The sequence below is a fragment of the Aquamicrobium terrae genome, assembly GCF_052978165.1.
In genome coordinates, this window is record NZ_JBRKLZ010000002.1 from 334,284 (window position 1) to 360,597 (window position 26,314).

At 65.3% G+C, this 26,314-nt stretch carries 26 protein-coding genes; 17 read left to right on the forward strand and 9 right to left on the reverse strand.

Translation table 11 applies throughout. The annotated features are described in order from the left end of the window. Window positions 1-12: 12 nt before the first annotated feature. From ACVCNR_RS18835 to ACVCNR_RS18845, 3 genes are read right to left on the reverse strand one after another with little or no spacing between them, the layout of a single operon-like run. Entirely contained in the window at window positions 13-957 is a 945-nt protein-coding gene (locus tag ACVCNR_RS18835; protein ID WP_447076008.1) for an aldo/keto reductase, read from the reverse strand. Next, window positions 954-2,141 carry an alpha-hydroxy acid oxidase gene (locus ACVCNR_RS18840; RefSeq protein ID WP_447076009.1) on the reverse strand — a complete coding sequence of 396 codons (1,188 nt, stop codon included), beginning with the start codon at window positions 2,139-2,141 and terminating at the stop codon, window positions 954-956. The genes ACVCNR_RS18835 and ACVCNR_RS18840 overlap by 4 nt, the downstream gene beginning before the upstream one ends. A 12-nt stretch (window positions 2,142-2,153) precedes the next feature. After that, window positions 2,154-2,669, reverse strand: a complete 516-nt coding sequence (locus ACVCNR_RS18845) for a MarR family winged helix-turn-helix transcriptional regulator (RefSeq protein ID WP_447076010.1) — start codon at window positions 2,667-2,669, stop codon at window positions 2,154-2,156. A 211-nt stretch (window positions 2,670-2,880) separates the two neighbouring features. Between ACVCNR_RS18845 and ACVCNR_RS18850 the strand changes: the two genes are divergently transcribed. The 8 genes from ACVCNR_RS18850 to ACVCNR_RS18885 all read left to right on the forward strand — a co-directional run bounded on the left by ACVCNR_RS18850 (window position 2,881) and on the right by ACVCNR_RS18885 (window position 10,469). Next, entirely contained in the window at window positions 2,881-3,909 is a 1,029-nt protein-coding gene (locus ACVCNR_RS18850; RefSeq protein ID WP_354195226.1) for an ABC transporter substrate-binding protein, read from the forward strand. Between the two features lie 126 nt (window positions 3,910-4,035). Next, a complete protein-coding gene (locus tag ACVCNR_RS18855) occupies window positions 4,036-5,100 on the forward strand; it encodes an ABC transporter ATP-binding protein (RefSeq protein ID WP_447076011.1) in 1,065 nt (354 codons plus the stop codon). After that, entirely contained in the window at window positions 5,097-5,948 is an 852-nt protein-coding gene (locus ACVCNR_RS18860) for an ABC transporter permease (RefSeq protein WP_447076013.1), read from the forward strand. Before ACVCNR_RS18855 ends, ACVCNR_RS18860 begins: the two co-directional genes overlap by 4 nt. Next, window positions 5,945-6,733, forward strand: coding sequence for an ABC transporter permease (locus ACVCNR_RS18865; RefSeq protein WP_447076014.1), 789 nt, complete (start codon window positions 5,945-5,947; stop codon window positions 6,731-6,733). The genes ACVCNR_RS18860 and ACVCNR_RS18865 overlap by 4 nt, the downstream gene beginning before the upstream one ends. 11 nt (window positions 6,734-6,744) lie before the next feature. Continuing rightward, a complete protein-coding gene (locus ACVCNR_RS18870) occupies window positions 6,745-7,566 on the forward strand; it encodes a polysaccharide deacetylase family protein (RefSeq protein ID WP_354195218.1) in 822 nt (273 codons plus the stop codon). Next, complete coding sequence (locus ACVCNR_RS18875) at window positions 7,563-8,315, forward strand: SDR family NAD(P)-dependent oxidoreductase (protein WP_354195216.1); 753 nt, start codon at window positions 7,563-7,565, stop codon at window positions 8,313-8,315. The genes ACVCNR_RS18870 and ACVCNR_RS18875 overlap by 4 nt, the downstream gene beginning before the upstream one ends. Before the next feature lie 11 nt (window positions 8,316-8,326). Next, on the forward strand, window positions 8,327-9,082 hold the full coding sequence (locus tag ACVCNR_RS18880; protein ID WP_447076015.1) for an SDR family NAD(P)-dependent oxidoreductase: 756 nt from the start codon (window positions 8,327-8,329) through the stop codon (window positions 9,080-9,082). A gap of 10 nt (window positions 9,083-9,092) precedes the next feature. Next, window positions 9,093-10,469: an amidase gene (locus tag ACVCNR_RS18885; RefSeq protein ID WP_447076016.1), complete on the forward strand. Its 1,377-nt coding sequence runs from the start codon at window positions 9,093-9,095 to the stop codon at window positions 10,467-10,469. Between the two features lie 22 nt (window positions 10,470-10,491). On the opposite strand, the gene ACVCNR_RS18890 is transcribed toward ACVCNR_RS18885, so the two are convergent. The 3 genes from ACVCNR_RS18890 to ACVCNR_RS18900 are packed head-to-tail and all read right to left on the reverse strand — an operon-like array spanning window position 10,492 to window position 12,787. Beyond that, complete coding sequence (locus ACVCNR_RS18890) at window positions 10,492-11,835, reverse strand: sensor histidine kinase (RefSeq protein ID WP_447076017.1); 1,344 nt, start codon at window positions 11,833-11,835, stop codon at window positions 10,492-10,494. Then, window positions 11,832-12,494, reverse strand: a complete 663-nt coding sequence (locus ACVCNR_RS18895; protein WP_447076018.1) for a response regulator transcription factor — start codon at window positions 12,492-12,494, stop codon at window positions 11,832-11,834. The genes ACVCNR_RS18890 and ACVCNR_RS18895 overlap by 4 nt, the downstream gene beginning before the upstream one ends. Further along, complete coding sequence (locus tag ACVCNR_RS18900) at window positions 12,494-12,787, reverse strand: PepSY domain-containing protein (RefSeq protein WP_354195206.1); 294 nt, start codon at window positions 12,785-12,787, stop codon at window positions 12,494-12,496. The genes ACVCNR_RS18895 and ACVCNR_RS18900 overlap by 1 nt, the downstream gene beginning before the upstream one ends. A gap of 137 nt (window positions 12,788-12,924) precedes the next feature. On the opposite strand from ACVCNR_RS18900, the gene ACVCNR_RS18905 reads away from it, so the two are divergent. Further along, window positions 12,925-13,224, forward strand: a complete 300-nt coding sequence (locus ACVCNR_RS18905) for a PepSY domain-containing protein (protein ID WP_447076019.1) — start codon at window positions 12,925-12,927, stop codon at window positions 13,222-13,224. A gap of 353 nt (window positions 13,225-13,577) precedes the next feature. Beyond that, window positions 13,578-14,954 carry an ISNCY family transposase gene (locus ACVCNR_RS18910; RefSeq protein ID WP_447073557.1) on the forward strand — a complete coding sequence of 459 codons (1,377 nt, stop codon included), beginning with the start codon at window positions 13,578-13,580 and terminating at the stop codon, window positions 14,952-14,954. A 312-nt stretch (window positions 14,955-15,266) separates the two neighbouring features. Here the strand turns inward: ACVCNR_RS18910 and ACVCNR_RS18915 are convergent, their stop codons facing one another. From ACVCNR_RS18915 to ACVCNR_RS18925, 3 genes are all read right to left on the reverse strand, one after another. Then, the gene (locus ACVCNR_RS18915; protein WP_447076020.1) at window positions 15,267-15,704 is read right to left on the reverse strand and encodes a DUF6644 family protein; all 438 of its coding nucleotides are present in this window, start codon (window positions 15,702-15,704) and stop codon (window positions 15,267-15,269) included. Window positions 15,705-15,739: 35 nt separating this feature from the next. Further along, on the reverse strand, window positions 15,740-16,120 hold the full coding sequence (locus tag ACVCNR_RS18920) for a DUF6152 family protein (RefSeq protein ID WP_447076022.1): 381 nt from the start codon (window positions 16,118-16,120) through the stop codon (window positions 15,740-15,742). 341 nt (window positions 16,121-16,461) lie between these two features. Further along, window positions 16,462-17,433 carry a glucokinase gene (locus ACVCNR_RS18925; RefSeq protein ID WP_447076023.1) on the reverse strand — a complete coding sequence of 324 codons (972 nt, stop codon included), beginning with the start codon at window positions 17,431-17,433 and terminating at the stop codon, window positions 16,462-16,464. Between the two features lie 264 nt (window positions 17,434-17,697). On the opposite strand from ACVCNR_RS18925, the gene ACVCNR_RS18930 reads away from it, so the two are divergent. The 7 genes from ACVCNR_RS18930 to ACVCNR_RS18960 all read left to right on the forward strand — a co-directional run bounded on the left by ACVCNR_RS18930 (window position 17,698) and on the right by ACVCNR_RS18960 (window position 26,313). After that, window positions 17,698-18,816, forward strand: a complete 1,119-nt coding sequence (locus tag ACVCNR_RS18930) for a GntR family transcriptional regulator (protein WP_447076024.1) — start codon at window positions 17,698-17,700, stop codon at window positions 18,814-18,816. A 150-nt stretch (window positions 18,817-18,966) separates the two neighbouring features. Next, window positions 18,967-20,517: a CehA/McbA family metallohydrolase domain-containing protein gene (locus ACVCNR_RS18935; RefSeq protein WP_447076025.1), complete on the forward strand. Its 1,551-nt coding sequence runs from the start codon at window positions 18,967-18,969 to the stop codon at window positions 20,515-20,517. A 110-nt stretch (window positions 20,518-20,627) separates the two neighbouring features. Next, a complete protein-coding gene (locus tag ACVCNR_RS18940) occupies window positions 20,628-21,986 on the forward strand; it encodes an extracellular solute-binding protein (RefSeq protein ID WP_447076026.1) in 1,359 nt (452 codons plus the stop codon). A 16-nt stretch (window positions 21,987-22,002) separates the two neighbouring features. Then, window positions 22,003-22,974 (forward strand): carbohydrate ABC transporter permease, encoded by a 972-nt coding sequence (locus ACVCNR_RS18945; protein ID WP_447076027.1) that lies wholly within the window; start codon window positions 22,003-22,005, stop codon window positions 22,972-22,974. Further along, window positions 22,971-23,798, forward strand: coding sequence for a carbohydrate ABC transporter permease (locus ACVCNR_RS18950; protein WP_447076028.1), 828 nt, complete (start codon window positions 22,971-22,973; stop codon window positions 23,796-23,798). The genes ACVCNR_RS18945 and ACVCNR_RS18950 overlap by 4 nt, the downstream gene beginning before the upstream one ends. 11 nt (window positions 23,799-23,809) lie before the next feature. Continuing rightward, a complete protein-coding gene (locus ACVCNR_RS18955) occupies window positions 23,810-25,339 on the forward strand; it encodes a sulfatase (protein ID WP_447076029.1) in 1,530 nt (509 codons plus the stop codon). Further along, window positions 25,336-26,313: a DUF4432 family protein gene (locus ACVCNR_RS18960; RefSeq protein ID WP_447076030.1), complete on the forward strand. Its 978-nt coding sequence runs from the start codon at window positions 25,336-25,338 to the stop codon at window positions 26,311-26,313. The genes ACVCNR_RS18955 and ACVCNR_RS18960 overlap by 4 nt, the downstream gene beginning before the upstream one ends. Window position 26,314 lies beyond the last annotated feature (1 nt).

The window sequence follows — 26,314 nt, forward strand, 5'->3', positions numbered from 1 at the left end:
AAGGGGCAGGGGTCAGGCCGACGCCGCGTCCAGAATCTCAAGGTTTGCGTCGCTCAGCGTCAGCGCCGTCGCGTGCCTGATCTCTTCCAGCTGCCCAAGGCTGGTGGCGCTGACGATCGGGGCGGTCAGGGCCGGGCGCGAAATCAGCCAGGCAATGGCGACCGCGCCCGGCGTCGTGTTCTCGTCGCGGGCGACGGCGATCAGCGTGTCGAGGATCGCCAGATTGCGTTCGGTCATGAAGGAGGCGACGCGCGCCTGGCGGCTGCTTCCCTCCAGACTGGCTGCATCGCGATACTTGCCGGTGAGAAAACCGGCCGCGAGGGCGAAGAAGCTGATTGCGCCGATGTGCTCGCGCCTGCACAGGCCGGCCAACTCCTCCTCGAACTCGCACCTGTGAATCAGATTGTATTGCGGCTGAATGCTCTCGAAGCGGGGGAGGCCCAGGCGGGAGCTGACGCCCAACGCCTCCTGCAAGCGCTGCGGCGTGAAGTTGGAACACCCGATGGCGCGCACCTTGCCTGCCTCGATCAGCCGCGCAAAGGCACCCAGCGTTTCTTCCAGCGGCACCGTCGCGTCGTCGATATGCGCCTGATAGAGGTCGATATAGTCGGTCTGCAAACGTCTCAGTGAGCTGTCGACGGCGCGGGCGATCCACGAAGCGGACAAGCCCTTTTCCTCTCCCATGGCCATGCCGACCTTCGTTGCGATGGTCAGACGCGCGCGGTTGCCACGCGCCTTCATCCACGCGCCGATGATGGTTTCCGATTCTCCGCCCGCATGGCCCGGAACCCAGGAGGAATAGACATCGGCGGTGTCGATGGCGTTCAAGCCGCTGTCGAGCAGGGCGTCGAGCAATCGAAAGGATGCAGTCTCGTCGACGGTCCAGCCGAACACGTTGCCGCCGAAGACGACGGGCGGAACCTCGATCCTCGATCGTCCCAGTTCGCGCATTCTCATGGCGTCGTGCTCCCGGCAAGACAGGCGGCGTTCAGTTCCGCGACGGTGTTGCAGCCGATCATTGCCATGACCAGATCGATCTCCTCGGCGATGATGCGGAGCACCTTTTTCGCGCCGGCCTGTCCGTCGGCCGCGACGCCGTACAGCGTCGGCCTGCCGGCAAAGACGAAATCGGCGCCAAGGCAGAGCGCGATCACCACGTCGGAACCGCGGCGCACGCCGCTGTCGAGCATCAGGGTCATGCGGTTGCCGACGGCTTGCCTGATTGTGGGCAGGGCAGCGAGCGAGGCGGGTGCCCGGTCGAGCGCCTTGCCGCCATGATTGGAGACGATCAGGCCATCGCAGCCCATATCCGCCGCACGCACCGCGTCATCGGGGTGCAGGAAGCCCTTGACGACGAGCTTGCCCTTCCAAAGCCGGCGGTAGGTTTCGAGATCCCGCCAGTCCGGTGTGCCGGCGTCGCCCGGAACGAAGGCCTGATCGAAGAAGAACGCCGCGCTCTGCGCAGCCGACGCGCCCGCCGGCATGTAGGGGGTCCAGTTGGCCATTGGCGGCATGCCACCGCTGGCGAAGAAGCGGGCGAACCATGCCGGGTGCGTCAGCACTTCCCGCGTCATGCGCAGGGCAATGCCGGGCGTCAGCCTGAACGGAACGCTGATACGATTGCGCAGGTGCCGCTCACGCTTGGGCGTCACGGGCGTGTCGACGGTGACAACCAGCACGTCCATGCCCGTATCGGCGGCGCGGCGAATCTGGTCGTGGGAGATGTGCCGGTCGCGCGCCGTGTAGAGCTGGAACCAGCTATGGTCCGGCGCGACGGCGTGGATGTCTTCCAGCGTCGTGCCGGAGGCGCCCGACAGGATAAACGGCACGTTGGCGGCAGCCGCCGCGCGGGCGATCAGCAGGTCCGCGTCGGGGCGGAACAGGGCGGCCGGCCCTGTCGGCGAGATGCCGAAGGGCATGGCATGGCGACGGCCGAACAGCTCGGTTGCCGTGCTGCGGCGCGAGACATCGACCAGATAACGCGGCAGCAGGCTGTGGCGGGCAAACGCCGCCTCGTTGCGTACCAGCCCTTCCTCGCCGTCGACGCCGCCCTCGATGAAGTCGTAGAGAAAGCCCGGCAGATAGCGCCGCGCTGCCAGCCTCACCTCATCGACGTTGACGGCATTTTTCGTGCGCTGCATCGCGTGCCCGTCTCAGCGCTCGGCGACGGTGATCATCATCCCAAGCCCGCGCGCAACGGCTTCGTGCAGGTCGGGCGGCAGGCAGGAACACAGTTCATGCTCGACGGCGGCATGGTCGACCATGGCGGCGTCGGCCGCCGCGATGCCCTTCTCGGTCAGTTCGACAATGACGCCGCGACCGTCGCGTTTGTCGGCCCTGCGTCGGATCAGGCCGTCCTTTTCCATGCGGCGCAGGAGGTTGGACAGGCCGCCCGAGGACAGGAGCAGCGTGGAGAGCAGTTCGCTGGGAGACATGTGATAGGGCGCACCATAGGCGCGGATGGTCGCCAGAACGGCGTAGGTCGGATATTTCAGCCCATGGGGCGCCAGCGCCCGGTCGACGGCACGCAGAATGATGTCGTGCAGGTGCAGGATGCGCCCGACGACGGCTTTGCCGCTGCAGTCGATGTCCGGCCTTTCTCGCCGCCAAGTCGCCATGCCGCGCCCGACGCGGTCCAACTCCCAATACCGGATCTCGGCCTTGTTCACGGATCGGCCTCCCTCGAAGGTGTTCCACCCGGTGTGCCCCGGGCACGCTTTGCGCCACTGCTAACGGCGGTGCCACCGCATCACAACCATGACATGTAAGATAAATTACCTTCAAAATATCTTTCTTGAAAGATAATATCGCAGATGATAGCATTTTTGAACGATGCGCAAGGGAAGAGGCCCGTAACCGCATCCTCAATGGGAGCTTGGCATGAAATCATATTCCGTGCTCGCGGCCGCAACGGCAATCGTCGCTCTTGCCTCCGCATCCAATGTCGCAGCCGCGGACGAACTCGTCCTCGGCTCTTTCGGCGGTTCCTTCGCCGACAATGTGACGGCCTGTTACGTCGAGCCGTTCAAGGCCGCCACCGGCGCCGACGTCGTCATGAAACTCGGCAGCTCGTCGCAGCATGCGGCCTCCGTGCGCGCCACCGCGGGCCAGTCGGACATGGACGTGGTCTTCGCCGATGACGCTTTTGCCGTGCAGATGGCCAATGAAGGCCTGCTCGTGCAGCTCGACCGGGCCAAGCTGAGCAACGCGCCGGACATCATCGACGGCGCATGGGGCGCCAACGACGCCTATGTCGCAGCCATGCTGGGCGCGACCACGATCATCTACAACAAGGACAAGATCACCACGCCGCCGACATCGTGGAACGACCTGTTCGATCCGAAATATGAAGGCCGCGTCACCATTGGCGATATCTCCGGCACCAGCGGTTGGCAGTTCCTCGCCGCGCTGAACCAGATGGAAGGCGGCACGCTCGACGACATCACGCCGGGCATCGAGAAGATCAAGCCGCTCGCCAAGTCGTCCGTGCTGCTCTACGCCCAGGCCGACCAGGTGGTCGCCCTGTTCGAGCGCGGCGAGATCGACCTTGCCGTGTGGTATCCGGATCGCGCCGGCGTCGCCGCCAAGAACGGCCTGCCGCTGGCGGCCGCCTATCCGGCCGAGGGGGCCGTCGGCATCCGCCCGACCATCGCGATCCCCAAGGGCACCAAGCAGGAAGAGCTGGCGCACAAGTTCATCGACACGATCCTCGACGCCAACAACCAGAAGTGCTTCTCGGAGCGCCAGTTCATCGGCTCGGTGAACAAGAAGGTCACACTGTCGGACGAGGTGTCGGCCATAGTCCCGACCGGCGAGGCGCTTGAAAAAATGCTGTTCCTGAACCCGGCCGACATGGCCGAGCGCCTGCCGGACTGGACCCGCCGCTGGCAGCGCGAGGTCCTGCGTTAGGACAGGCATTGCAAGAGACGCCGGGTCCGTTGCGCCGCCTGAAGGCATCCGAACGGACCCGGCCCTGCGGGGCATCGCATCGTCCGGATGGGCGCCGATATCGTTCCGAGCAATCTGTGAGGTCGAATGAGCAATGTTTCCCTGCGGCATCTCGTGAAGCGCTACGGCAAGGTATCCGTGGTCAGGGATGTGTCGCTGGAGATCGCCGAAGGTGAGTTCGTGTCGCTGCTGGGCCCCTCCGGCTGCGGCAAGACGACGATCCTGCGCATGGTTGCCGGACTGATCGAGCCGAGCGACGGCACCATCACGGTCGGCGGGCGCGACATCACCCGCCTGCCGCCCAACAAGCGCAATGTCGGGCTGGTGTTCCAGTCCTACGCGCTTTTCCCGCATATGACCGTGTTCGAGAACGTCGCCTTCGGCCTGCGCCGCAAGGGCGAAAACGGCCCGGCGTTGCAGGCGCGCGTCGAGGAGGCGTTGGCCCTGGTGCGGCTTGCCGGCTACGGCGAGCGCTATCCGCGCCAGCTTTCCGGCGGCCAGCAGCAGCGTGTCGCCATGGCGCGCGCCATCGCGCCGCGCCCGAGCGTGCTGCTGTTCGACGAGCCGCTGTCCAATCTCGACGCCAAGCTCCGCGACGAGATGCAGATCGAGCTGAAACGACTGCAGCGCGATCTGAAGATCACCACCTTGTTCGTGACCCACGACCAGGCCGAGGCCCTGTCGCTGTCGGACCGCGTCTGCGTCATGAACGACGGCATCATCCAGCAGTTCGCCTCTCCGGAGGAAATCTACCACCGTCCGGCCACCGCCTTCGTCGCCGGCTTCATCGGCAAGCCGAACCGGTTGAGCGCGACGGTCAGGGGCGGTGCGGTCGAGCTTGCGGGCGGGCTCGTGCTGCATCCGACGAACCTAGCCGCGAAGGACGGCGAGGCCGTCGAGGTGTTCATCCGCCAGGAAGCCGTAACCCTGTCGCGGACCGCCGGCACGGAGGGAGAAGCCGTTCCCGGCACCATCGCGCTGCGGTCCTTTTCCGGCGCGCAGGTGCAGTATGTCGTGCGGCTCGGCGCCTCGTCCGAGATCGTCGTCGAAGTCCCGTCCTCCGGCGAGGCGTCGAACCTTTCGCAGGGCGACGCGCTGTTCGTGAACATCAGGCCGCAGGACATCATCACCTTGCCGGGCGGGCAAGCATGAGCTCGCTGCGCACCGGAGCCCTGCTGCTTTCGCCGCTGCTTTTCGTGCTGGTGGCGGCCTTCGTCGTGCCGTTGCTGCTGTTGGTGCCGACGAGCTTTCAGGAGTACCGGCCGGGGCACGGCATCGTCCCGGATGCATGGACCATGGTCAACTATGTCCGCATCTTCACCGATGACTTCTATCTCGAGGTCGTGCTGCGCACGATCGGCCTCGGCGTCGCCGTCACGCTCAGCTGCCTGCTGCTCGGCTATCCGGTCGCCTATCTCATCGTGCGCGGCAATCCGCGCTGGCGGCTGCCGCTGACGTTGCTGGTGATCTTTCCGCTGATGCTCAACCTGGTCGTTCGCTCGTTCGGCTGGATCGTGCTTCTGACCAACCGAGGCGTCGTCAACAACCTGCTGATCGACCTCGGCCTGATCGGGCAACCCCTCAAGCTGATGTTCAACATGACCGGCCTGCTGATCGGCCTAACCCACATCTACCTGCCTTTCATGGTGCTGATGCTGGTGGCGGCGCTGCAGAACGTGCCGCGCGATGTCGAGGCCGCGGCGGCGACGCTCGGATCGAGCCGGCTGCATGTCTTCCGCGCGGTGACGCTGCCGCTGACGGCGCCCGGCATCATCGCCGGCTCCATCCTCGTCTTCGTGCTCACCATCAGCGCGCTGGTGACGCCGCGCATGCTTGGGGGCCCGACCTACCAGGTCATGGCGACGCTGATCTACGACGAGTACATGCAGCTTCTCGACTGGCCGAGCGGCTCGGCGCTGTCCTTCGCCCTGGCGATTTCCACCATCCTCATCATCTGGATTTCCAGCCGGATGACCAAGCGCTGGGCGGGACTGGCATGAACGAGAACCGACCCGGACCGACCGTTTCCTTCGTCGCGCTGCTGGTGATCCTGTTCCTGCAGCTCCCGGTGATCGTGGTGATGCTCGCCTCGTTCAGCGAGACGTCCTATCTCACCATCCCGCCGCAAGGCTGGACGTTCAAGTGGTTCTCGGCGGTGCTGACCGACCGCGTCTATCTCGACGCCATCAAGAACAGCCTGATCCTCGCCGTCGGCTCGACCGCGATCTCGCTGCTGCTGGGCGTGGCCGCCTCATATGCCATTTTCCGCAAGATGGTGCCGGCCACGGAGGCGCTAACCTCGCTGCTGATGGCGCCGCTGATCATACCCTCGGTGGTGATCGGCGTGGCTCTGCTGCAATATTTCACGCTGGTCGGCATGCGCGGCAGCTTCTGGGTGCTGCTGATCGCCCATGTCGTCATCACCGTTCCCTACATCGTGCGTTCCGCGCTCGCCAGCCTCTCGGGCCTCGACCTTTCGGTGGAAGAGGCGGCGCGCGTTCTGGGCGCCAACGGTCTCACCACCTTCAGGCTGGTGACGCTGCCCCTCATCAAGCCCGGCCTCGTCGCCGGCGCGCTGTTTTCCTTCGTCACGTCGATGGAGAACGTGCCGGTGACGATTTTCCTGGCGGGACCGAGGGATACGACCCTCCCCATCCTCATCTTCACCTCGGTGGAGATGGGGGTGAATCCGAGCGTGGCCGCCGTGTCGACGCTCCTCATCATCGCGACGGCGATCGTGCTGCTCGTCGCAGAGCGTTGGACCGGCTTCCACCGCTTCGTTTGACGGATACCGACATGCATCTGACCAGCAAGGGTTTTCCTCTCTTTCTCACCTTCGATCTCGATGCCGAGACGATGTGGACAGCACGCGACCCGGACTACGCCAAGCGACCCATCCTGATGTCGCAGGGCGCCTATGGCTGGAAGGTCGGCACCGACCGCGTGCTCAATCTCCTGGCCCGTTATGGTATCAGGACCACGTTCTTCATTCCCGGCATCATCATCGACCAGCGCCCCGAACTGATGGAGCGCATCCTGGAAGCCGGGCATGAGCTGGCCCACCACAGCTACACCCATTCCTGGATCCTCAACCTGACGCATGAGCAGGAGCGCGAGGAGATGGAAAAGGGTTTCGAGTCGATCAAGCGTGTTTCGGGCCTTGCGCCGCGCGGTTGGCGTTCGCCCGCCGCCGAACTGAGCGACATCTCCATGCAGCTGATGGTCGAATATGGCTTCGACTACTCCTCCAACTTCTTCGACGACGACTCGCCCTACATCCACACCGTCGACGGCAAGCAGACCAGGATCGTCGAGCTGCCGTTCCGTTGGGTGCTCGATGACGCGCCGTTCTTCCAGTATTCGATCGTGCTGCCGGGCCGCACCATGCAGGCGCCGTCGGCGCTGCTCGAAGCCTGGAAGGCCGAGTTCGACGTGCTCTACGCCGAAAAGCGCATGATGATGGTCGGCATGCATCCCGAGATGATCGGCCAGCCGTCGCGCATTGGCGTTCTGGAAGGGCTGATCAAGCACGCGCTCGACCATGGCGATGTCTGGATGGGCCGTTGCGACGAGATGGTCGAGGACATGCGTCCCCGCCTGGCCGGAGCAGTCGCGTGACAGCCGCCTTCGCCGGTCGCCGCATCCTTGTGACGGGCGGCGCGAAAGGCATCGGCAAGGCGGCTGCCCTGCGCTTCCTTGCAGGCGGCGCGAAGGTCGCCTGCCTCGATATGGACGAGGTGGCTCTTGCGGACGTGTCGGCCGCGCACGGTGTCGTCGCGCTCAAGGTCGACGTGACCGACACGCAGGTGACCGACGCCACCGTGGCCGAGGCGGCCGCGCAGATGGGCGGGCTTGACGGTGTCGTCAATTCGGCCGGCGTGGACCTCGAATCCAGCCTTGAAGCCATGACCGATGCGGCGTGGGAGCGGCTGATCGCCGTCAACCTCACCGGACCGATGAAGGTTTGCCGCGCCGCCGCGCCTTTCCTGAAGCAGGCGGGCGGCGGCACCATCGTCAACGTCTCGTCCGGTGCCGGACTGCAACCGTTGAAATTCCGCAGCGCCTATTCGGCGTCGAAGGCCGGCTTGCAGATGTTTTCCAAGGCACTGGCGCTGGAGCTTGCCGAGGCTGGCATCCGCGTCAACGTGGTCTGTCCCGGCGCGGTCGAGACGCCGCTGTTTCGTTCCTCCATCGCCGAGGGTGAGGAGGGCAGGGCACAACTCGACGCCGTGCGCGCCCGCTATGCGCTGGCGCGCATCGCCGATCCCGACGAGATCGCCGCCGGTATCGCCTGGCTGACGAGCGCCGATGCGTCCTATGTTACAGGCGTGGCGCTGGCGGTCGACGGCGGCCGAACCTTCCACTGAGGGCAGGGACCATGGTGCAGACCGACCGCTTCAAGGACAAGGTTGCCATCGTGACCGGAGGCGGCGACGGCATCGGCGCGGGTATCGCCGCGCGCCTGCTCGCCGAAGGGGCGACGGTCGCCGTGCTCGACCTCGACGCCGGCCCGCTGAGGGCAGGGCTTGCGGCGGACACGGTGCCCCGCTTGCTCGCTGTCGAGGGCGACTGCACCGACCTTGCGACGCTGGAACAGTTTCACGCGCGCGTGGTCGGCGAACTCGGTCCCGTCGATGTGCTCGTCAACAATGTCGGCCAGAGCGGGCGAGGGCGCAGCGCCCCGTTTCATGAATCCAGCGAGGAGGTCTGGCGCTTCGTGCTGGAAATCTCGCTGTTCACCGCTATGCGCATATCACGGCTTATCGCACCCGCGATGCGCGAGCGCGGCGGGCGTATCGTCAACATGTCGAGCGACGCGGCCTTCGTCGGCGATACCGGGCTGGTCGACTACGCCTCGGCCAAGATGGGGCTGATCGGCTTTACCCGCTCGCTGGCGCGCGAACTCGCCCCCTTCGGCGTCACCGTCAATGCGGTCGCGCCCGGCGCAATCCGCACCCGCGCGCACGACACCATGCCCAAGGAAGTCATCGACCGCATCAAGGCCAGTACGCCGGCCGGCATCGTCGGCGAGCCGGAAGACGTCGCCGCCGCCGTCGCTTTCCTCGCCAGCGACGAGGCGCGGTTCATCACCGGCCAGAGCCTGCTGATCGATGGCGGGCGCTGGATGATATAGGAGGAAGGCTTTGTCCGATCTTGCCGACATGACCGCCACACAGATGGCCGCCGCCGTTCGCGCGCGGAAGGTTTCGCCGGTCGAGCTGACCGAGGCGGTGCTTAAGCGCATGGACGAGCGCAAGGATCTCAATGCCTTCATCACCGTCACTGGCGAGGCGGCGCTTGCCGAAGCGCGCGCCGCCGAAGACAGGATGATGAAGGGCAGCGAGCTGCCGCCGCTGCACGGCGTGCCCTATTCGGCCAAGGATCTGCTCAACACCGCCGGCGTGCGCACCACCATGGGCTCACGCCTGCTGGAGACCAATGTGCCGGCCACCGACGCCGTCTCCGTGTCGCGTGCGAAGGCGGCCGGCGCGATCCTCGTCGGCAAGACGACGACGCCGGAATTCGGCCATTTGCAGGCGGCGACATCGCCGTTGTTCGGCCGCACCCTGAACCCGATCGATGCGAAGGTCACGCCCGGCGCGTCCAGTTCCGGTTCGGCCGTCGCGGTGGCCACCGGCATGGGGCCGATCTCGCTCGGCACCGATGGCGGCGGCTCGAGCCGCATCCCCGCCGCCTGCTGCGGCGTGGTCGGCTTCAAGCCCTCGCTCGGCACCATCCCGCACCTGCAACTGCCGGACCTGTTCGGCGCCAACTCCTATGTCGGGCCGATAGCACGCACCGTCGCGGACGTGGCGCTGGTGTTCGACGCGATCAACGGCCCGGATTTCCACGACACTTATGGGCAGGCGGCGAGGCTTTTGCACGAGGGCGGCGCGTCGCTCCGGGGCCTGCGCGTCGGCTTCATCGCCGAGGGCGGCGCGCGCGTCGAGCGCGAGACCGCCGCGATCACCGCCGCCGCGGTGAAGAAGATGGAAGACGCGGGCGCGCTGGTCGAGGAGGCCTTCATCGACTTCAAGTCCTATGAAGCGGTGTTCCTGACCATTCTGCGCGTCGGTCTTGCCGCCCGCACCGGCCCGCTGCTCAAGGGCCGCGAGAACCTGGCCGGCCAGACGCTGATCGACACCATCGCGCTCGGCCATGGCTATTCGGCGGTCGATCTTTCCAACGCGATTTCGGAGCGCACGCGGCTGTTCCGCGAGTTCCAGGCGCTGTTCGAACGCTTCGACATTCTGGTGTCGCCGACGCTGACCGCCCCGCCGCTGCCGATCGACGTGGACCCGACAGGCGACATCGAGATCGATGGCGTCAATTGCGGTACAGTGCGCGGGGCATGGTATCCGTTCACCTTCCCGCACAATCTGTCCGGCCATCCGGCCATCACCATACCGTGCGGCAACACGAAGGCCAGCCTGCCCATCGGCCTGCATCTGTGCGCGCCCTGGTATCGCGACCTCGACCTGCTCCGGGTTGCCGCCGAAGCCGAGGCCCTCTTGACCTGACCTGATGGTCCCCGGGGCAGTCTCACCGAGTTCCGGGCAAGTCGAGCACGGCCACGAACCCTTCCGCACTATTGTGCAGTTCCAGCTTGCCGCCCGCTGCCTCCGCGACATCGGCGGCAATGGCGATGCCAAGGCCATCGCCGGGCGTCCGCTCGTCCAGACGCCGCCCGCGCCGGCTGATAAGTTCGAGCTGCTCCTCAGGCACGCCGGGACCATCGTCGACAATGGTGATCCGCACGTAGCCGGCCACTTCCTGTGCCCGGATGGTGACGACGGAGCGGGCATGGCGTGCGGCGTTCTCCGCCAGCGCGCCCAATGCCTCGGCCAGATCGGCCGGATCGACGGCGACGCCAAGATCGGTAGGGACAGCAAAGCGCCAGTCGGCCTTCTGGCCGTCCGGAGTGCGGCTCAGCACGGCATGGACACGTGCAACCGTCGTCGCCACGTCCGCACGTGCGCCGCCCGATGCGGCAACGGTGCGAACGCGTGCAAGCTCGCGATCCACATGGATGCGCATGGCGTCGGCGATTTCCTCGATCGCGTCGGCTGCCGATCTCTCTCCACTCCCTCGCAGGCGCTCGGCCTCGCCGAGCAGCGCCTGGAGTGGCGTTTTCAGTCCATGGGCGAGATCGCCGGCGCGCGCACGGGCGCGGGCTATGTCGGCCTCGCGGGCGCCAAGCAGCGCATCGATCTCGCTGGCGAGGGGGTGTACCTCCGAGGGCCATGCCCCGCCCATGCGCGTTGCCTGCCCGGCGCGCAACGCCGTCACGCGCTCGTGAATGCGCCTGAGCGGCCTCAGGCCATAGGCAAGCTGCGCAACCTGCGCGGCAATGAGGGCAAGTGCGAGCGCCGCCAGATAAGGCACCAGATCCCGGACGAAGGCCGCACGCGCGGCTGAAAGCTCCGCACGGTCCATGGCGACGGCCGCCCGTGCCTCGCCGCCGCCGAGCCTCGCGGGAAGGCGCACGACGCGTTCGATTGCCAGAAGCCTGGTATCATCAGGGCCGGCGACTTCATGAAGGCGGACCTCCTCGCCTGCCGGGCGATCGCGAGGCAGGGCGAGTGTCTGGTCCCACAACGAGCGTGAACGCAGCGTCCGGCCACCCTCGTCGATCTGCCAGTAGAGCCCGCCATAGGGGCGCGAGAAACGCGGATCGACGGGCTGCGTGGCGAGGGCAAGCCCATCCGGACCCATGACCAGGCCGGCAAGCACCTGGTCGAGCTGCAACAGCATCTCGCTTTCCGCGCGCCGCTCGACATGCTCGCCAAAGAGAAAGGACAGCGCGGCGCCCGCCGCGGCGAGTGCAAGAACAACCGCGCCCGCCCCGATCAGCGCCAGCCGCAGGCGCAGCGAGAGACCGCTCACCCGGACGTTTCCTCGAAGAAATAGCCAAACCCGCGCCGCGTGCCGACAACGCCATTGCCGAGCTTGCGCCTGAGGCGGGCAATCACGGCCTCGAGCGCATTGGCTTCACGCGCATCGTCACCGTAAAGATGATCGAGAAGCTCGCTCGGCGAGACGACACGGGCGCGGTTCACAAGAAGGTAGGCGAGGGCGCGCCACTCCAGGGCGGTGAGGTTCACGGGTGCTCCGCTGCGAGTAACGCTCATGCGGTTCAGGTTGACGACGAGTTCGCCGAATTCCTGCACGGCGGCGCCGAGTCCCCCGGCGCGTCTTACGAGTGCGCGGGCGCGCGCCAACAGCTCTTCCATGCGAAAGGGCTTGGGCAGGTAGTCGTCGGCGCCGGCCTCGATGCCTTCGACGCGCTCCTGCCAGGAGCCGCGGGCCGTCAGGACAAGGACCGGCATGTTGCGGCCCGAGGCGCGCCAGCGCTTCAGCACCGACAGGCCGTCCATGCGGGGAAGGCCAAGATCGAGGACGACGAGATCGAAATCTTCCGTATCGCCCGTGAACCAGGCGGTTTCGCCGTCGGCGACGCGCTCCACGCGGAAGCCCGCACCTTCAAGCGCCGCCACGACATCGCGGGCTATTCGATCGTCATCCTCGACGGCAAGGACCCGCATCAGTCGTCCTCGTAGTCGCGTTCGAGCACGGCGCCGCTCGCGGCGTCGATCTTGAGTTCCACCAGCCGCCCGTCGCTCGACACTGCTTCCACATCATAGACATAGCGGCCGTCATCCCGGTCGAAGTCGATCTCGATGACGCGGCCGCCTACTTCGCGTTCAACGACGGCCAGGATTTTGGAAAGCGGCAGGATCTCGCCGCGCGCCAGGGCCTCCCGGGCACGGTCATGATCGTCGTCGGCCAAGGCCGGAACGGCGAGCAAAAGGGTGAGGATTACGAGCAGCTGGCGCATTGTCCGGATTTTATCCTGGCCGACCTGACAGGACGCTGACGGCGCCGGCAGGCGCGATGTCAGGCAAGGTGAGGGATAAGGGCGGCGTCGATGCGGCCGGATCGCGCCGCAGGAAGCAGAAAGCAATGGAGAACATCATGCGCAATATCCTTCCATCCGCGGCCTTTGTCGGTCTCGCCGTCCTTGTCCTCGCCGCAGGGGCCGCCTCCGCCCAGGCCGTGCGAACCGACGATAGCCGAAACGCCTCCCGAACCGGCTGGATGAGCATCAGCGAGATCGTCGCCAAGGTCGAGGGGCAAGGCCACAAGGTTCACGAGATCGAAATCGACGACGGCGTCTATGAAGTCAAGGCGATCGACGCCAACGGTATGCGCGTCGAGGCCGATCTCGACCCGACGACCGGCGAGCCGCTGCGCGGCTGGAAGCAGGACGACTAGACCGCGCCAAGGTTGCGATTGAATTTCGCGGACGCCGCATTTCTTCCAATCGGCGTCCGTGGAAGCCTTGCCCTTAGATTGATAACGTCACCGATTAAGGACAGGACAAGCCGAAACCACCAATCGGACACTTGCTCCAGACTGGATGATCCAAGCGTATCCGGTTGAATGCATTATCAATTCTGTCGGGCCCGCATTGCGGTCAGGATTGATGATACGATAGTTCCATAAGATAGATTATGCGACTTTGATGTATTGCCGCAAAATAGAAATGTCCTGTTTCTGCAAAGTTGGAATGTCGCTCCTGCCCTTGAGGTGCCAGTGTTCACTTCGATGGCATGGGAGGCTGCAGATTGGGACTGATATTGATGAGCGAGCGCGAGCTGCAGCGTATCGAGGTGCTGTCGAAGGTTTTGGAGCGGCGCATGACGGTTGTCTCGGCCGCGCATGTCCTGGATATGACGACGCGTCAGGTGCAGCGTCTGCTGAAGGCGTTCCGGGCCGAAGGCGCCGCCGCACTTCGGCACAAGGCACGAGGACGACCATCGAACCATCGATATGACGCTGGCGTCGGCGAACTGGCGGTTCAGTTGGTTCGGGAACATTATCTCGACTTCGGGCCAACCTTTGCGGCCGAGAAGCTGGCAGCGAACCACGGCCTGGTCGTGTCGCGAGAGACATTGCGCAAATGGATGGCTGAAGCCGGAATCTGGCTGTCCCGAAAGCAACGCAGGACGTTCCATCAGCCCAGATTACGTCGAGAGTCATATGGCGAACTGGTGCAGATCGACGGCAGCGATCATCGCTGGTTCGAGGAGCGGGGCGATCCATGCACCCTGCTCGTCTTCATCGACGACGCGACCAGCACGCTCCAGCAGCTTCGCTTTGTGAAGTCGGAGAGCACCTTCAGCTACTTCGAGGCGCTCGAACTCTATCTGAAGGCGCATGGCTGTCCGGTGGCGTTCTATTCCGACAAGCACACGGTGTTCCGCGTTCCCAAGAAGGACGCCAAGGCCGGCCGTGGTATGACGCAGTTCGGCCGTGCTCTGGCGGAACTCAACATCGAGATCCTATGCGCAAATTCTAGCCAGGCCAAAGGCCGGGTCGAAAGGGTCAATCGCACGCTGCAGGACCGCCTCGTGAAAGAACTGCGTCTCGCCGGCATATCGGATATGGCGGCTGCCAATGCGTTCTTGCCGGCGTTCACGACCGACTTCAACGAGAGGTTTGCCAAGGTCCCTGCCCGACCGGACAACTTGCATCGCGCATTGAATGTTGCGCCGGATCGGCTGCGTGACGTGCTGTGCAAGCGGGAGCAGCGTTATGTCGGCCGGCAATTGTCGTTTTCATATGAACGGCGACAGATCATGCTGGAGCAGAACGAGCTTTCGCGCGGGCTGGTCGGCAAGTACGTCGATATCTACGAGTTTGCAGACGGCCGCGTCGACGTTCGCTGGAAGGCGTGTTCCCTGCCCTATACGATTTTCGACAAGGAGCAGCGTGTAACCCACACGGCGATCACCGAGAACAAGCGGCTTGGCGAAGTGCTGACCTGGATCAAGGCTCAGCAGGACGAGGCGCGGCCTCCGCCGAAGATCAAGACCAACAGCGAGCAGACCGGCTACAAGAAGCGCGGAACAAAACCGGGGCGCAGGACGGATTTCATAAACGATCCTGCTATCATCGCACGACGACAACAGGCACTGGCCAGGTTGGCCGCGGCCGAGTGAGCGGCTCTCAAAGCCAAAGCCAAAGCCAAAGCCAAAGCCAAAGCCAAAGCCGAGGCGCCGACGTGAGCGCCCGATCGAGCTGCGCAACCCCGACCAGCTATCGCCCGATCGGACGCTCACGTCGGCGCGAGGAAACGCCTCACTGTCGCATTTCTAACTTGCCGCGCCCTGCCTTCCCAAGCGTGGGAGGCGACATTTCTATTTTGCACAACCCGCGACATTTCTACATCGCCGCCACATGATATGTAGCGGCCATTTAGTAATGCGACAGTTGGGCCAGTTAGAGATGCGCCCCCTTTCACGCTCTATCAGCTAGATGAAGCCGATCCAGCGACCGGCGACGATCGCGGATATCCAGATCAGGATCGACAATGCCGCCCCGATCCTGGTCGGCACAGAGGCCTCGTTACTGTCTAATGCGACACGCCATCCCGGGCTCGCATGAAGCGCCAAGGCATTGGCGATGCCGGCAACGAGCAGACCGAGTTTTGTCAGAAAGGCTGGGTTGGCCGCATATTCGACGGCGTCGACCGAGAAGATGATGAACCCTGTGACAATCGAAAATACGACGCCGACCATCGCCGAGCGGGCCAGGAACGGCCCCAGGACCGACAGCCGGGGCTCACGAAACAGACCGAGGATGCGCAGGTCGAGCAAAATTATCGAGCCGGCCAGCACGCCGATCGAGAGGATATGGGCAGCATTGGCGAAAATATAGAGCGTTGGCCTGGTGATCAGTGCCCGAGCCAACGCTGTCTCGGGCAACCACTCTAGCACGGTCGAGCCTACCGGTTTTCGATCAGTTGCGGATAGAGATCGTAGTTCTGTCCGTCGATCGTTATTCTGACGGCCTTGATCACCAGTTTGCTTTCGTCAAGCGAGCGATGGCCAAGGATGACCACTTCATCGCCGATTTCCGCCTCGCCTTCCACAAAGCCTGAGCGCTGGGTCTGGTTGGGGTTGCCCAGTTCAACATCCCAAACCTTTCCGTCGATCTCCACGACGAGCGAGGGATGCGGTGGCGCAAAGGAAATCGACTGGATGGTGCCGGTCATTTCAATCTGTTCGTCCTCGGCCCAGGACCACCCATGGTGCGCTACAGCCGAGGTGGAGATTGCCAGAACCATCGCGGCGGCAAAGCCACCGATCAGCTTTCTCACGATCATGCTCGCCTCCTGATTGCTTTATACCGTATCTGATGAAGTATACCGGCTCCCGAAAGTTCCCCAATACAATTAATTGCGACACTTAGGATGGCTGGCATGGCCTCGCCGTCTGCTTTTGGTGAATGGGAAGCAGCGGTGGAGTGACATAGAGAGGCCCGACAGCCGTCATTCGACTGTTCGACATCTTGAATCGACACGTATTGGTGGGTTTCAGGTCGAGCGGTATTTTTGGGAAGCCATCCTTAAAAGAGAACCTTCAGCCGAAGGTCGCAATGCCCGTTTGCTGGCCGCCATGCAGCCGACATGTGAGGAAGGCGCGCGGCGTTGCCGCCGTTTTTATTTCAACGCGCGGCAGCCGATAGTCGCATCCATTCGGCGCAGCCATGCAGGGCGCTGGCATCGTCGCTCAGCAGATGGACGGGAAAGCGCTCCATCAGCCCGGCCATGCGGCCCTTGGCCCCGAAAGCCTGCCGGAAGGCCGGCCCGCTTTCCAGCAGCGGCGCCAGCGCGCGCGTCACGCCGCCGGCGAGATAGACGCCGTCATAAGGCAGGTAGGCCAGCGCCAGGTCGCCGGCGACGCGGCCGAGCAGGCGCAGGAACACATTTGCCGCGGCCAGGCAGCGGTCGTCGCTGTGCGCCACGGCACATCTTGAAATGTCGGCTCCAGCATCGAATCGCGGCTCGACGCCCTCGCGGGCGCATTGCCACCTGTAGATCGAAACCAGGCCGTTGCCGGAAAGGGCGCGCTCTACCGAGGCGCGGCCGTTTATGCGCGACAGCGCCTCCTGCAACGAAAACTCTTCTGCGCCGGCCAGCGCCAGCGTCATGTGCCCGCATTCGGCGGCGACCACATGCGGCACGCCGTCGAAGAGCGAGGGACACCACGCGGCGGCGTTGAAGCCGGTGCCCGCCCCCAGAACCAGACGCGGCGCGCCCTTTGTCCCGCCATCGCCCTGGGCGAGACGGCGCGTGCGCAGCTTTTCGGCCTGCCCGAGGGAAAAACCCAGCGCCTCGAAATCGTTGATGAACTCGACCCGTTCCGCCCTGCAACCTGTCAGCACCCTGCCCCGTTCAATGGTCCAGTCGCGATTGGTCAGCGTTGCGCCCTCGGCCGTCGTCACCGAGGCGAGCGCGATGCACACGGCATCGACCGATGCCTGCCCTGCCCGGGCCAGATAGGCGGCGGCCACGGCGTAGAAATCGGCGAAGTCGTCATTGCGGTAGATGGTGACGGTTTCGGTCAGAAGCAGGCCCTCGTGCACCAGGCCCATGCGCGTGTTGGTTCCTCCGACGTCACAGGCAAGAGCGATCATGATGCGGCGGCCACCTTGTGATGTGGAATGCTGGGCGGGATGAAGGGCTGGAACTGCGTTTCTGGCGGGAAGATAGCTGCGCCATACAAATTGTAAAGTTCAATTTGTATTTTGGTGTGCTATGGTTACGGTCGAGAGTCTGCCGCAAATGGCGGAAGCACCCGAGGAGGCGCGGATTGCGCCGTCGGAGTTCGAAATGTATCCCGTTACAGGCGCCGGGAAACCGGCGAATCGCCCGGGGAATTGACAAGTCGAGGCACAGCATTGCGAGCCGCACCCGCCAATGTCGTACTGACCGCCCTTCGCGAGCAGATCGCGCAGCTGGACGACGGTGCCCGGCTTCCCACCGTGCGCGAGCTGATGCGCGCCCATCGCGTCAGCCAGGCGACCGTGCAGGAGGCGCTAGGGGAACTCAGGCAGGCCGGGCTCCTGACCTCGCAGGTCGGGCGCGGCACCTATGTGGTGAAAAACGGCGCGCCGGTCATTCGCGCGCCCGTGGCGGAAGCGCCTGAGAGCGCGCCCGACGACCGGCTGGAGAGCCTGCTGATCCTGTCCAACGCCAGCCTCAACGAGCGCTGCATGCTGGTGCAGAACCATATTGTCGAGGAGCTGTCGCGCTCGGGCAGCAAGGTCGTGCAGATCTCCTATCACAACACCGGCCATCTCCTGGACATCCTCACCTCGATCCCGCGTTTCGACGCCGCCATCCTGCAATCGCACTATGAGAGCATCCCGATCCGACTGCTCAGCCTGCTCCAGGGCAAGGCGCGGGCGCTGGTGGTTGACGGGCACACCGTTTCCGGTGTCGATATCGACCGCGTCGGCACCGACTGGGAGGACGCGCTGGACATGGCGCTGGAGCATCTGGCCGGCATGGGGCACCGCTCCGTGGCGCTTGTGTCGCTGGATTCTATGGCCCAGCCCATCCTTGCCGTGCGCCGGGCCTTCGAGCGCGCCGGACGCCGCAAGGCGCAATGGCAGGAGACGCGGACCATCATGCTGCGCGGCGTCCACAACCCGACCCATGCGGTGGGCGACGCGCTGAAGGAGGCGCTTTCGGGGCTTATGGACGGCAAGGGCCGCCTGCCCTTCAGCGCCATGGTCACGCTCGGCCTGTCCGATTCCTTCGGCATAAGGCGCTGCCTGGACGAGCTGGGCATAGGCCGTCCGCGCGATCTGGCCGTGTTCCTCCTCGGCCATCATGACGTGCCGAGCGAGCATTTCGGGGTCATGAGCATTGCCGGCAGTTCCTATCTGGAAGGCGCGAAGCGGCTGATCGAGACCATCCGCCGGCGGCTGGAAGCGCCGCAGGCCGCGCCGCAGATCGTTTATCTGGAATGCGCGCGGACCCTCCGCGAAAGCACCGCCGCGCCCGCTCCCTGACCGTCCGCCCCTCCTGTAAAATCGCCCTGCCCGCGATTCCGTGCTTGCGCCGTCGGACATGTATGATACGCTACAATACATATTGAACTTGAGCCGGCGGGCTGCGGCCATGCCGGGGCCGGACCGGCGCGGAGGAGGCGCGAGGGACGCATGATCGGTGAACGTCTGCCGGAAAGGCTGTCTCCGCTGGCTGCGCGCTTCGGCCTGCGCCCCTGGTACGGCGACATCCACAATCATTGCGGCATCTCCTACGGCCATGGCAGCCTGGAAGCCGCGTTGCGGCGGGCGCGCCGCCAGCTCGATTTCGTCTCCGTCACCGGCCATGCCTACTGGCCGGACATGCCGGTGGACGACGCTAGCGTCGCCCATATCGTCGATTTCCACGTCAAGGGCTTCGCCCGCCTCCAGAAGCTGTGGGCCGGCCATTTCGAGGAACTGGCGAGGGCCGACGAGCCGGGTGTCTTCACCGTCTTTCCCGGTTACGAGATCCATTCCTTCGCCCATGGCGACTACACGGTCGTCTATCGCGACATCGCCGGCCAGCCGCTGATCGAGGCCGAAACCCCGACCGAACTGCATAGGTTGCTGCGCGCCGCCGTGGGCGACGGGGCCTTCGCCTTCCCGCACCATATCGGCTACCGGCTCGGCGCGCGCGGCGTGAACTGGGATTCGGTGGTCGCCGAGCTGTCGCCGGTCATGGAGATCGTCTCCATGCACGGCTGCTCCGAAACTTCGGTCATGGACCGACCCTTCCTGCATTCGATGGGACCGAGCGACGGGTTCTCGACGGCCCGTCACGGCCTGTCGCGCGGCCACCGTTTCGGCTTCCTTGGCAACACCGACCATCACAGCGGCTATCCGGGCTCCTACGGCCATGGCCGTTCGGCCGTCTACGCGGCCGAGAACGACCGCGACGCCCTGTGGGAGGCCATCAACGGCCGCCGCACCAATGCGCTGACCGGCGACAGCAGCCATCTGTTCCTCGCCGTCGGCGATGCCGTGCAGGGCGCCACGGTGGCGGCGGGCGGCAATGCGGAGCTGGAGCTGGAAGCCGTCGGTGGCGGCTTCATCGATTGCATCGACGTCATCCGCAACGGGGATATCGTCGCCCGCGTCACGCCCGACCTCGCCCCCTCCCCGATCGAGGTCGCCAACGGCTCGATGGAGACGCTGCTGGTGCTGGAGCTCGGCTGGGGCGCGCGTGGCTCCTTCCACGACTGGACCGGCACGCTGGAACTGCTCGACGGCGAGATCCTGGGCGTGGAGCCGCGCCTGCGCGGTCCGGAAGTGGTGTCGCCGCTGGAGGGCGACGGCGATGGCGAGGACGAGGCCCGCGTCGAACTCGACGGCAGCCGCATTTCCTTTGCCCTGCGCGCCATGGCCAACCCGAACAATTCCACCGCCGCCACGCAGGCGATCGCCGCCCGCATCCGCATCCGGCCGGATTCGCGCGTCAGGCTGACGGTGGACGGGCAGGTGTTCGAGGCCAGCGCCGAGCGTCTTTTGCAGGGCGCGCTGTCGGGAAATCTGGGTCCCATCGACAGCCCCGCCTTCCGCCTGCACCCGCTGCCGCGCCCGCATCAGTGGCAGTGGCATGGCTCGATCGGCATCGAGCCGTTGCGGCGCGGCGAATGGCTCTATGCCCGCATGCGGCAGGCCAACGGGCAGTGGAACTGGACGAGTCCGATTTTCTGCGAATGAGGGGGATCATGGCAAAGGCATCCAATAAAGAGAGGCCGGCCATTTTGCCCTTTGCATGACGGCCCGCAGACCGGGCCATAAATTGGTGGCGCAAATTGGGAGTATTTGAAGTGACCAGGAACATCCGCATTCCAAGACGAACCGTCCTCAAGGGGCTCGGCGCAGCCGGCCTGGGCGGCGCGCTGGCGCCGCTGTCGTGGCGGCCGCTCCATGCGGCCAGCGTGGCCCCCATCACCATCGTCATCAACCAGTCGCCGTGGTTCGACAGCTTCCGCAAGACCGTCGAGGCCTATGAGGCGGAGACGGGCAACAAGGTGGAGCTGGACGTCAACCCCTTCGCCGGCTCGCTGGAGAAGCAGCGCAATTCGGTGCGCTCCAGGGAAGGCCAGTATGACATCCTGATCATGAATTCCGGCTGGTTCACCGAAATGTATGCCGGCGGCTTCGTCGATGCCATCACCGACATCGACCCGGGCTTCCAGCTCGACCCGGACCTCTACACGCTCAACGACACCATCTATTACAATGCCCAGAAGAAGTCGCTGACCAGCGACGGCAAGCTGATGTCGATCCCGGTCTCGCCGCTGATCCCCATGCTCTACTATCGCGGCGATCTCTACGAGGAAGCCGGCCTCACCGTGCCGAAGACCTTCGACGAGCTGGAAGCCAATGCCAGGAAGCTGCACAACCCGCCCGGCATGTATGGCATCGTCCAGCGCGGCGCGCGCGGCCCGGCCACCGTCTCCTACGACTTCTATCCCTATCTCTACGGTTTCGGCGGCGGTATCTTCAAGAACCAGTCGGAGGGCGACTTCACCGTCACGCTGGACTCGCCCGAAGGCCGCGCGGCACTCGACTACTATATCCGCCTGGCCAAGGAAGCCGGCCATCCCAAGACCGCCGCCAACGACCAGGCCAACGTCATCCAGGCCATGGTGACGGGCACCGCGGCCCATGTCATGATGGTGATCTCGGCGGTGTCGCAGATGGACGACCCGGACAAGTCGGCGGTCGTCGACAAGGTCGAATACGCCGTGCCGCCCTCCGCGCCCGGCCTGCCCACCGCGCCGGCGCTCGGCCACTGGCTGGCCGGCATTTCGCGCAACGTGCCGGACGAGCGCAAGCGCGCGGCGGTGGAGTTCCTGCGCTGGTTCCAGACCAAGGACGCGCAGCTCGAGACCGCCAGGGCCGGCGGCGTTCCGGTGAACGCCGCGGTCTACAAGGAGCCGATCGCCGAGGAGCGCCAGTATCGCTGGATGAAGCCGCTGGCGCAGGCGCTGCCGCACGCCGTCAATTCCTACCAGTTCCCCGAGGCCAGCGAGGTCATCGCGGTGCTGGAACTGGGCCTCAACCGCGCGGTTGCCGGCGAGATCGGCAGCGTGGAGGCGCTGAACGGCATGGCCGGCGAGATCGAGAAGATCATGGCCGGCCACAATTACAGCACCGGGCAGTTGAGCCCCTTGCAGTAGCCCCGGAGGTGAACCGGTGACGACAAGCCAAGCCTCCGCGCGGGCGGCAACCCCGCCCGGCTCCGCCCGCAGCGCGGCCGGGCACGACGCCTCCGGGTATGACGCCTCGGGGCAGGGTGACCAGCGCCTGTGGCGCTGGATCGCCTTCGCCCCGGCGCTGGCGATGATGGTGGCGCTCAGCGTGCTGCCCATCGCCAACCTTGTCGTGACCAGCTTCCAGAACATAACGTGGGCCGCCGGGCAGGCGACGCGAAGCTGGGTGGGCCTTGCCCATTACAGGGCGCTGTTCTCCGACAATCTGTTCGCCGCCGGCCTTTCCAATACCGTCATCTTCGCGCTCGCCGCGGTGGCCGGCCAGATGGTGCTGGCCTTCGCCATGGCGCTGATGGTCTCGAAGATCGGGCGCGGACGCGTGCTCTACCGGGCCATCTTCATCCTGCCGCTGCTCATTCCCGGCATCGTCATCGGCGCGATCTGGAAGCTGATGCTGAATTTCGACTTCGGCCTCGTCAACAAGGCGCTCGGCCTGTTCGGCGTGATGCCGCATGACTGGCTGGGAAGCCCCGAGACCGCCCTGCTTTCGGTCATCGTGGTCGATATCTGGCACTGGACGCCGTTCTGCTTCCTGCTCTTCCTCGCCGGTCTGGAATCGCTGCCGCAGGATGTGTTCGAGGCGGCGAAGATGGACGGCGCGGGGCCGTGGCAGGAACTGGCTTATGTCACCCTGCCGCTGATGGTCCCGACCATCATTGTCACCTTCGCCTTCCGCCTCATCGTGGCGTTCAAGGTGTTCGACGAGGTCTATCTGCTCACCGGCGGCGGGCCGGGCACCTCCACAGAGGTGCTGAGCTTCACGCTCTACCAGCGCTTTTTCACCGAGGACAAGGCCGGCTACGGCTCGGCCATGTCGGTGGCGATCATCTTCCTCGTCTCGATCCTGCTGGTCGTCGCCATATCGGCAAGGCGCGGAACGGGGAGGCAGCCATGAGACGCCCCCTTCCCTCCTCGCTCATGCTGCATCTGGCGCTGGCGCTGTGCGCGCTGGTCGTCATCGCGCCCATCGTGTGGACCGTGGGCGCCGCCTTCCGCACGCAGATCTCGCTGCTCATGGGTCACATGACCTTCACGCCGATCTGGAACAATTTCAACGAGGTGCTGTGGTCGAAGACCTCGGACTTCCTGCTCAACTACCGCAATTCCATCATCGTGGGCGTGGCGAGCACCGTGCTGTGCGTGGTGGTGGGCACGCTCGCCGCCTTTTCGCTCAACCGGCTGAACTGGCCGGGCTGGGTGGTCCACATCTTCCTCGCCTGGACCATGATCTTCCACATGATCCCGCCGGTGGCGCTGGCCAGCGCCTGGTTCGCCATGGCGCGCACCGTGGGGCTTGAAAACACCTTCACCGGCCTCATACTGGCCCATGCCACGCTCAACCTGCCGATCGCCATCTGGCTGATGGCCGTGTTCATCCGCGAGGTGCCGAAGGAGCTGGAGGAAGCCGCCATCATGGACGGGGCCTCGACGCCGCGCGTGCTGTGGCATGTGGTGCTGCCGCTGATCACGCCGGGCCTCGCGGCCACCTCGATCCTCACCTTCATCTCGTCGTGGAACGAGTTCGCCGTGGCGCTGACCATGACCATGAAGCAGACGGCCACCGTGCCGGTGGCCATCGCCAAGTTCGCGCAGGACTACGAGATCCAGTACACGCAGATGGCGGCGAGCGCGGCGCTCGCCATGCTGCCGGCGCTGATCGTGCTTTTGATCGCCCAGCGCTACATCGTCAGCGGCCTGACGCAGGGCGCGGTGAAATAGGTCGGATCGCCATGAAAGCCGTCTTCATCCTGTTCGATTCGCTCAACCGCCATATGCTCGGCGCTTATGGCGGCACGCGCGTGCCCACGCCCAATTTCGACCGGCTGGCGGCGCGTTCGGTCACGTTCGACCGCCACTATGTCGGCTCCCTGCCCTGCATGCCGGCACGGCGCGACATGCTGACCGGGCGGCTGACCTTCCTGCACCGCAGCTGGGGGCCGCTGGAACCGTTCGACAACGCCTTCCCCGAAATACTCAGCCGGCAGAAAAAGACCTACAGCCATCTGGTCACCGACCATTTCCACTATTGGGAAGACGGCGGCGCGACCTATCACAACCGCTATGATTCCTACGAATTCGTGCGCGGGCAGGAAGGCGACCGCTGGAAGGCGATGGTCGCGCCGCATTGGGAGCGGCTGCGCGAGACCTATCACGCCCGCCAGTACAGCGAGGAGCCGCGCTCCTACCACCGCCAGAACATGGTCAACCGCGAGTTCATCAGGCAGGAGAAGGATTTTCCTTCGGTGCGCTGCTTCGCGGAAGGCTTCGAGTTCCTCGACCGCAACCGCGACGCCGACAACTGGCTGTTGCAGATCGAGACCTTCGACCCGCACGAGCCCTTCACCGCGCCGGAACGCTTCAAGGCGCCCTTCGACAGCGGCTGGAACGGGCCGATCCGCGACTGGCCGCGCTATGGCCGCGTCGATGAGCTGCCGGCCGAATGCGAGGAACTGCGCGCCAACTATTACGCCGTCGTGTCGATGTGCGACCATCTGCTGGGGCAACTGCTCGACTATTTCGACGAACACGATTTGTGGAAGGACACCGCGCTGGTCGTCACCTCCGATCACGGCTTCCTGCTCGGCGAGCATGATTTCTGGGCCAAGAACCGCATGAACCTCTATGAGGAGGTGGCGCACATCCCGCTGTTCCTGCACGACCCGCGCCATCCCGGCCGTGCCGGGCAGCGCTCGGGCGCGCTCACCCAGACGATCGACATCGCGGCCACCTTCCTCGATCTGTTCGGAGCCGAGCCGCCGCCGGAGAACGAGGGCTTTTCGCTGGCCGGCATGGCCGATGGAACCGAGCGCCGCAAGGGCGCGCTGTTCGGCTATTTCGGCGGCGCGGTGAACGTCACCGACGGCCGCCACACTTATCACCGCTTCCCGGAGGACCTGTCGAAGCAGGCGCTCTACCAGTACACGCTGGTGCCCACTCACATCTTCTCGCCCTTCACGCCGCAGGAGCTGGCCGACATCGAGCTTGCGCCACCCTTTTCCTTCACCAAGGGGGCGTCGCTGCTCAAGGTGCCGGTCATCGACCGCTCGCCCATGTACAACAATTACGGGCCGGGCAGCCTGCTGGAATCCGAGACCCGGCTCTACGACCTCGCCGCCGATCCGGGGCAGGACCGCCCGCTTGACGATCCGGCGCTGGAAACGCGCATGGTGGCGCTGATGGCGGAACTGATGCGGGCCAACGGCGCGCCTCCGGAGGCCTTCACGCGCCTTGCGTTTGACGAGGGCGTCGGTCCGTCATGAACATCGCGGCCACCACCGGGTTCGAGGCGGCGCGGCTGCGGTCCCTGACCGGCGATCTCGCACAGATCGCTTCAGTGCGGCGTATCGCGCTCGACGACGGGCCGGGGCGCGGGGCCCGGATGCTCGCCTTCTCCACCGGCGGCGGGCTCGACTTCTGGGTGGCGGCGGACCGGCCGCTCGACATTGCCACCCTCTCCTGGCGCGGCGTACAGCTCGGCTGGCAAAGCCCGGCCGGCCCCGGCGCGCGCCCCGCGAGCGCAGGCGCCGATGGCGGCCGCAGCTTTGACCGCGCTTTCGGCGGTTTTCTCCTCACCTGCGGGCTGGAGCATATCCGCCAGCCGGCGGACGGGCACCCGCTGCACGGCTCCCTGCCCTACTCGCCCGCCCGGCTGCGCGCCTATGGCGAGGACTGGGAGGCCGCCGAGCCGATGCTCTATTGCGAGGGCGATGTGGTGCAATGGCGCAATGGTGTGGACGCCTATCTCCTGAAGCGCCGCATCGAGGCGCCCATCGGCGGCGCCGGCCTGCGCATCCTCGACCGCATCGAGAATATCGGCCCCGAGCCGCTGCCGCTCTGCCTGCTCTATCATTTCAACCTCGGTTATCCCGCCGTCGCGCCGGGCGCGGTGCTCGAACTCGATGGCGAACGGCTTCTGGGGCCACTTGCCATGCCGGAAGAAGAAGGCCCGGTGCCTGCCAGTCTGCACCTGCTGCAAGCTGGAGCGGTGGCCGAATGCCGGGTGCGTGCGGGCGGCACGCAGGTGCGTTTTCGATGGCGTTCGGACTGCTTGCCCTACCTTCAGCTTTGGCGGGACCTGCGGCCGCGCCGGGGCGTGTTTTCGGTGGAGCCCTGCACTGTCGGGCGCCGTGCGGACGGCTCCAATGCCGACGCGCCGCTGCTGGAGCCGGGAGAAACGGCGAATTTCGCGATTGAGGTCGGCATAGAGGCGACCGGTGAGGACAAACAAGGATAAG

What these genes read in the sequence shown, in the direction of transcription:
- ACVCNR_RS18835 (WP_447076008.1), bottom strand. Translation starts at nt 957, where the DNA reads ATGAGAATGCGCGAACTGGGACGATCGAGGATCGAGGTTCCGCCCGTC.
- ACVCNR_RS18840 (WP_447076009.1), bottom strand. Translation starts at nt 2,141, where the DNA reads ATGCAGCGCACGAAAAATGCCGTCAACGTCGATGAGGTGAGGCTGGCA.
- ACVCNR_RS18850 (WP_354195226.1), top strand. Translation starts at nt 2,881, where the DNA reads ATGAAATCATATTCCGTGCTCGCGGCCGCAACGGCAATCGTCGCTCTT.
- ACVCNR_RS18855 (WP_447076011.1), top strand. Translation starts at nt 4,036, where the DNA reads ATGAGCAATGTTTCCCTGCGGCATCTCGTGAAGCGCTACGGCAAGGTA.
- ACVCNR_RS18860 (WP_447076013.1), top strand. Translation starts at nt 5,097, where the DNA reads ATGAGCTCGCTGCGCACCGGAGCCCTGCTGCTTTCGCCGCTGCTTTTC.
- ACVCNR_RS18865 (WP_447076014.1), top strand. Translation starts at nt 5,945, where the DNA reads ATGAACGAGAACCGACCCGGACCGACCGTTTCCTTCGTCGCGCTGCTG.
- ACVCNR_RS18870 (WP_354195218.1), top strand. Translation starts at nt 6,745, where the DNA reads ATGCATCTGACCAGCAAGGGTTTTCCTCTCTTTCTCACCTTCGATCTC.
- ACVCNR_RS18880 (WP_447076015.1), top strand. Translation starts at nt 8,327, where the DNA reads ATGGTGCAGACCGACCGCTTCAAGGACAAGGTTGCCATCGTGACCGGA.
- ACVCNR_RS18895 (WP_447076018.1), bottom strand. Translation starts at nt 12,494, where the DNA reads ATGCGGGTCCTTGCCGTCGAGGATGACGATCGAATAGCCCGCGATGTC.
- ACVCNR_RS18900 (WP_354195206.1), bottom strand. Translation starts at nt 12,787, where the DNA reads ATGCGCCAGCTGCTCGTAATCCTCACCCTTTTGCTCGCCGTTCCGGCC.
- ACVCNR_RS18905 (WP_447076019.1), top strand. Translation starts at nt 12,925, where the DNA reads ATGCGCAATATCCTTCCATCCGCGGCCTTTGTCGGTCTCGCCGTCCTT.
- ACVCNR_RS18920 (WP_447076022.1), bottom strand. Translation starts at nt 16,120, where the DNA reads ATGATCGTGAGAAAGCTGATCGGTGGCTTTGCCGCCGCGATGGTTCTG.
- ACVCNR_RS18925 (WP_447076023.1), bottom strand. Translation starts at nt 17,433, where the DNA reads ATGATCGCTCTTGCCTGTGACGTCGGAGGAACCAACACGCGCATGGGC.
- ACVCNR_RS18935 (WP_447076025.1), top strand. Translation starts at nt 18,967, where the DNA reads ATGATCGGTGAACGTCTGCCGGAAAGGCTGTCTCCGCTGGCTGCGCGC.
- ACVCNR_RS18950 (WP_447076028.1), top strand. Translation starts at nt 22,971, where the DNA reads ATGAGACGCCCCCTTCCCTCCTCGCTCATGCTGCATCTGGCGCTGGCG.
- ACVCNR_RS18955 (WP_447076029.1), top strand. Translation starts at nt 23,810, where the DNA reads ATGAAAGCCGTCTTCATCCTGTTCGATTCGCTCAACCGCCATATGCTC.
- ACVCNR_RS18960 (WP_447076030.1), top strand. Translation starts at nt 25,336, where the DNA reads ATGAACATCGCGGCCACCACCGGGTTCGAGGCGGCGCGGCTGCGGTCC.